This is a genomic window from Enterovirga sp. (assembly GCF_028290205.1).
Taxonomy (GTDB): Bacteria; Pseudomonadota; Alphaproteobacteria; order Rhizobiales; family Beijerinckiaceae; genus Enterovirga.
Map to the genome: position 1 here is coordinate 1 of NZ_JAQGKF010000152.1, position 5568 is coordinate 5568.

Consider the following 5568-nt stretch of genomic DNA (forward strand, 5'->3'; position numbering starts at 1 on the left):
CCGCCCCGGCTCCTTTGACCCCGCCGGTGGGCGCGGCGCCGTCGGTCGCGCCGGCTCCGGCCCAACCCGCGGCGCGAGAGGGTGAACAGCCGGCCGCCCCGGCGGGTCCGGTCGGCACCCAAGCTCCGCCGCCGGCGCCCGGGGCGCCAGTTTCGCCGGCACCGCCGGCCGGTCCCGGACGGAGCGGGGCGGCGACCCCCGGGATGCCGAGCTTTGACGTGGTCCGGGTCGAGCCCTCCGGCGACAGCGTCGTGGCCGGGCGGGCCGCGCCGGGCGCGCGGGTCGACCTCGTGGTGGATGGGAAGGTCCATGCCAGCACCTCGGCGGACGCGGCCGGCCAGTTCGCCCTGGTGCCTCCGCCGCTTCCGCCAGGCCCGCACGAGATCGTGCTGGACGCGACGGCGCCCGATGGCACCCGCCGCCGCTCCGCACAGAGCGTCACGGTGGTGATCGCCGAGAGCCGTCGCGAGCCGCCCTTGGTCACCGTCACCGCCCCGGGCCGGCCGGTCGAAATCCTGTCTCGCCCGGACGACACGCCGGCCGTGGCAGCCGCCCCGGCGCCAGCTCGGACCTCGGAATCGCCCCGCGCGGCCCCGCAGCCGAGTTCTCCGGGCCCGACAGGGGCCGCGCCGCCCGCGCCCGCGGCGGTTCCGGCCTCGGCCGCCCCAGCCGCGCCGGCGGCACCGTCACCGGCCAGAAGTCCGGTCCGCATCGCCAGCGTCGAATCGGAGGGGGCCGGGCGGTTGCTGGTGTCCGCCACCGCGACCCCGGGCGCGACCGTACGGCTGTATCTGAGCGACACGTTCATCGCAGCGGCCGCAGCGGAGGCTGACGGGCGCGTCGCGTTCTCCATCGAACGCGGCATTCGGCCCGGCAGCTATCTGGTGCGGCTGGACGAGGTGGATCCGGCCTCGGGCGGCGTGCGGTCCCGCGTCGAGGTCCCCTTCACGGCGCCGGCCTTTGCGGTCGCGAGCGCGGAACCGGAAGCTGTGCCGCCGCCCCGTCCGGCCGCCGCGCCGCCTGCCGCGCCGCCCCCCGGAGCCTCGAGCTCGTCCCCTGCCGCGCCCCTCCCGGCCCCGGTCGTGTCCACCCCGGTCGCGTCCACCCCGACGACGGCCGCCCCGAGCACGGCTGCACCGAGCGCTTCCGCTGCTCCGTCCGGCGTCATCGCGTCCGCCCCGGACGTTCGGCCGGACCCGGCCGCCGGTCGGCCCAAGACGGTGGTGATCCCGCAGGTGAACACAGCCGTGGTGGCCCGGGGCGACAGCCTGTGGGAGATTTCGCGCCGTACCTATGGCGACGGGGTGCGCTACACGGTGATCTACGGCGCCAACGCGCAGCGCATCCGCGACCCGAACCTCATCTACCCTGGCCAGGTGTTCGTGCTGCCGGCGCCGGCCGGGGAGGGCGCCGCCGCGCGCTAGGAATCGGGCGGCGCGGCCTTCGGCCGTGCATCCGGGCGGCCGAAGCCCTATATCGGCGGCAGCACCCGGACAGGATCATGCTCGCCCCACCGTCACCCGTCGCGTCTTCCTCGACGGGGCCCGGCCTCGTCGGCACGTTGCTGAGGCTCTGGCCCTTCCTGTGGCCGCATCGCCGCCGCGACCTGCAAATGCGGGTGCTGCTCGCCTTCGTGCTGCTCTTCGCCGCGAAGGCGGTCACGATGGTGACGCCCTTCACCTTCAAATGGGCCACCGACGCCCTTGTGGCCGTGGCGGGCGGCCGCGTGCAGCCGGCCGCCGCGGAATCTGCGCTGCTCTGGGGCGCCCCGGTCCTGCTCACGGTCGCCTATGGGGTGGCCCGGGCTCTGCAGGCGCTGATCACCCAGGTCCGCGACGGCCTCTTCGCCAAAGTGGCCATGCATGCCGTGCGACGGCTGGCGCAGCGCACCTTCGAACACATGCACTCGCTGTCGCTGCGCTTTCACCTGGAGCGCAAGACGGGCGGGCTCACCCGGGTGCTGGAACGCGGCCGGAACGGCATCGAGGAGCTGTCGCGGCTTTTCATCCTGCAGTTGATCCCGACCATCGTCGAATTCGTGCTGGTGGTGGGCATCCTGGCCTGGCAGTTCGGCTGGCTCTATTCCGCCGTGGTGATCGTCATGGTGGCGGTCTACCTCGCCTATACCTACCGGGCGACCGAGTGGCGGATCGGCATCCGCAAGCAGATGAACGACTCGGACACGGACGCGAATGTCCGGGCCGTGGATTCGCTGCTCAATTACGAGACCGTGAAGTATTTCGGCGCCGAGCGCCGCGAGGCCGAGCGCTACGACCGGTCGGTGGCCCGCTTCGAGCGGGCCTCCACGCAGACTTACACCTCGCTCGCGGTGCTGAACGCCGGCCAGGCCATCATCTTCTCGGCCGGCATGACCGTGCTGATGGTGATGGCCGCCTATGACGTGGCGGCGGGCCGGACCACGGTCGGCGGCTTCGTGCTCGTCAACGCCATGCTGATCCAGCTCTACATCCCGCTGAACTTCATGGGCATGATCTACCGCGAGATCAAACAGGCGCTGATCGACATCGACGACATGTTCCGCATCCTGGGCCGGGAGCCCGAGATCGCGGACCGGCCGGGCGCGGCGCCGCTCGTGGTTGCGGAGGGCGAGGTCCGCTTCGAGGATGTGCGCTTCGGCTACGGCGCCGACCGCGAGATCCTCAAGGGAATCAGCTTCACAGTGCCGGCCGGCCGCACGGTCGCGATCGTGGGGCCGTCGGGCGCGGGCAAGTCCACGATCTCACGGCTGCTGTTCCGGTTTTACGAACCGACCGGCGGCCGCATTCTGATCGACGGGCAGGACATCGCCGAAGTGAGGCAGGACAGCCTCAGGGCGGCCCTCGGCATGGTGCCGCAGGACACCGTGCTGTTCAACGACACCATCGGCTACAACATCCGCTACGGACGTGCCGACGCCACCGACGAGGAGGTGGCCGAGGCGGCCCGGCTGGCTCAGATCGACCGCTTCATCGGCCTGCTCTCCGAGGGCTACGATACGCCGGTCGGGGAGCGCGGCCTGAAGCTCTCGGGCGGCGAGAAGCAGCGCGTCGCGATCGCCCGCACCATTCTCAAGGCCCCCCCGATCCTGATCCTCGACGAGGCCACCTCGGCGCTCGACAGTTTCACGGAGCGGGAGATCCAGGACGCCCTGGACCGCGTCGCCGAGGGCCGGACCTCGATCGTCATCGCGCACCGGCTCTCGACGGTGGTGTCGGCGGACGAGATCCTCGTTCTCGATGCCGGAATCATCGTCGAGCGGGGAGGTCACGACGAGCTCCTGGCGCGCGGCGGCGTGTATGCGGCCATGTGGGATCGCCAGCGCCGGGCCGACGAGGCCCGCGAGACGCTGGAACGGACGCAGGCGGCCGAGCCGCCGTCGTTGCGGGTGAGGGTGTCGCCGTAGGATAGGCGGACGAGGGCTCTGGCAGGCAGCACGGGCTTCAACAGGACAGATCAGGGCAATGACCGATATCTACGAATCCGTGCGGCGCCTCTTCGTGCCGATCCGGCCCGAAGGCTACCCGTTCATCGCGATCGCGGTCGCGATCGCGGTCGGCCTGTCCTTTGTGTGGACGCCGCTCTTCTGGGCGTTCGTCGTGGTCGCGCTCTGGGTCTGCTACTTCTTCCGCGACCCGGCCCGCACCACGCCCGTGCGGGACGGCCTCGTGGTGTCGCCCGCGGACGGCCGGGTCAGCCTGATCACCGTCGTGACGCCCCCGCCGGAGACGGGCCTGTCGCCCGAGCCACGGCTGCGCGTGTCGGTGTTCATGAACGTGTTCGACTGCCACGTGAACCGCTCGCCCGTGGCGGGCCGTCTCGCCCGCATCGTGTACACGCCGGGCCTGTTTCTGAACGCCGAACTCGACAAGGCGAGCGAGGACAACGAGCGCAATGCATTGGTGATCGAGAGCGGCGGTCACCAGATCGGCGTGGTGCAGATCGCGGGCCTCGTGGCGCGCCGCATCGTCGGCTGGGTCGCGGCCGGGGACACCCTGGCGACCGGCCAGCGCTTCGGCCTGATCCGGTTCGGCTCCCGCGTGGACGTGTACCTGCCGACAAGCGCGCAGGTTCTGGTCGGCGTCGGCCAAAAAGCCATCGCGGGCGAAACGGTGCTGGCCGATCTCGAGCCGAGCGGCGCGCCCCGGCAGTTCGTCACGGGATGACCGGCTTGTGGGTCCGGCTCGCTCTCCCTAGGGTCCTCGGCCCATGAGTGATCTCTTCCAGCCGTATGCGCCGGATCCGCTGGAGCACCGGCGTCGGCGCTTCAAGCCGGTGCCGTTCCGGGTGATCGCCCCGAACCTGATCACCCTGCTGGCCCTGTGTCTCGGCCTCACGGCGATCCGGCTCGCCTATGAGGGCAAGCTCGAACCCGCGGTGTTCGCCATCCTGGTGGCAGCCGTCCTCGACGGGGTGGACGGACGGGTGGCGCGCTTTCTGAAAGGCACGTCCCGCTTCGGAGCCGAACTCGATTCGTTGTCCGACTTCCTCAATTTCGGGGTGGCCCCGGCGCTCGTCCTGCACAATTTCGTGCTGCACGAAGTTCACGCGCTCGGCTGGGTGGTGGCCATGATCCTGGCCATCGCGGCCGCCTTGCGGCTGGCCCGCTTCAACGCTGCCCTCGACGATCCCGACACGCCCGAGTGGAAGAAGGATTTCTTTGTCGGCATGCCGGCGCCGGCCGGGGCCGTGACCGTGCTGCTGCCGGTCTATCTGCATTTCCTGGGCGTGCCGGTGCAGGCGGCCGCGCCGGTGGCGCTCGCCTATGTGCTGGGCATCGCGCTGATGATGGTCTCCACGGTGCCGACCTTTTCAGGCAAGACCTGGGGCAAGCGCGTGCCGCGCGACTGGGTGCTGCCCCTGTTCGTGCTGACCGTGGCGCTGTTCGGGATCGTCGTCGCCTTCCCGTTCGCGTCCCTGGCCGCAATCTCGGTCGTGTACCTTGCCGCGGTGCCGATCAGCGTGAGCCGCTACCGGCAGCTCCGGCGGTCGCATGCGCTCGGCTCGTCCGACCTGCCGCCCGCCGAGCCGCCGGACCCGGCGGCCGGCCGCTCATGAGCGGGCTCTCGGGCCTCCTTCACCGCCGGCCGGTCTGGGGTCTGACGCGGACGGGCACCAACGCGGGGGTCGGGGCCGGAAACAGCCGTGGCCAGAGGGCGGACGCGACCTCTGACAGGCGCGCGAGCAGCGAAGGCGTCATCATCTCAGTTCCCGCGGGTTCCCGACGCCCGTGCGCCATCCCGACAAATCGCCAGAGTCCGGCCGGGTTCCGGCTCACCCCAGCATTCGCGGCCCCCATCACGTGACGCGTCCTCGCCTGGTCCTCGCTTCCGCATCGCCCCGCCGGCTCGACCTCCTGCGACAGATCGGCCTCGCGCCCGACGCGGTGGCCCCCTCCGACATCGACGAGACCGTGGCGCGGGCCGAGTTGCCGCGCGACCACGCGCGTCGGCTCGCCCGTGGCAAGGCTGAAGCCGCCCGCGCCACCCTGACCGACGATGGGGCGAGCTGGATCCTGGCCGCCGACACGGTGGTGTCGGTGGGCCGCCGCATCCTGCCGAAGGCAGAGAG

The 5568-nt window shown here is 71.5% G+C and carries 5 protein-coding genes; all 5 read left to right on the forward strand.

From position 1 onward, the window contains the following. Nucleotides 1-203 precede the first annotated feature (203 nt). On the forward strand, nucleotides 204-1424 hold the full coding sequence (locus JWR86_RS11095) for a LysM peptidoglycan-binding domain-containing protein (protein WP_299565054.1): 1221 nt from the start codon (nucleotides 204-206) through the stop codon (nucleotides 1422-1424). 77 nt (nucleotides 1425-1501) lie between these two features. Next, nucleotides 1502-3403 (forward strand): ABC transporter ATP-binding protein/permease, encoded by a 1902-nt coding sequence (locus tag JWR86_RS11100; protein WP_299565057.1) that lies wholly within the window; start codon nucleotides 1502-1504, stop codon nucleotides 3401-3403. A gap of 58 nt (nucleotides 3404-3461) precedes the next feature. Continuing rightward, on the forward strand, nucleotides 3462-4163 hold the full coding sequence (locus tag JWR86_RS11105) for a phosphatidylserine decarboxylase (RefSeq protein WP_299565060.1): 702 nt from the start codon (nucleotides 3462-3464) through the stop codon (nucleotides 4161-4163). Nucleotides 4164-4206: 43 nt separating this feature from the next. Further along, the gene (locus JWR86_RS11110) at nucleotides 4207-5055 is read left to right on the forward strand and encodes a phosphatidylcholine/phosphatidylserine synthase (RefSeq protein ID WP_299565063.1); all 849 of its coding nucleotides are present in this window, start codon (nucleotides 4207-4209) and stop codon (nucleotides 5053-5055) included. A 244-nt stretch (nucleotides 5056-5299) separates the two neighbouring features. After that, nucleotides 5300-5568 (forward strand): Maf family protein (locus JWR86_RS11115; RefSeq protein ID WP_299565066.1); only part of this gene is annotated, 269 nt, incomplete at its 3' end.

What these genes read in the sequence shown, in the direction of transcription:
- JWR86_RS11095 (WP_299565054.1), top strand. Translation starts at nt 204, where the DNA reads ATGCCGAGCTTTGACGTGGTCCGGGTCGAGCCCTCCGGCGACAGCGTC.
- JWR86_RS11100 (WP_299565057.1), top strand. Translation starts at nt 1,502, where the DNA reads ATGCTCGCCCCACCGTCACCCGTCGCGTCTTCCTCGACGGGGCCCGGC.
- JWR86_RS11105 (WP_299565060.1), top strand. Translation starts at nt 3,462, where the DNA reads ATGACCGATATCTACGAATCCGTGCGGCGCCTCTTCGTGCCGATCCGG.
- JWR86_RS11110 (WP_299565063.1), top strand. Translation starts at nt 4,207, where the DNA reads ATGAGTGATCTCTTCCAGCCGTATGCGCCGGATCCGCTGGAGCACCGG.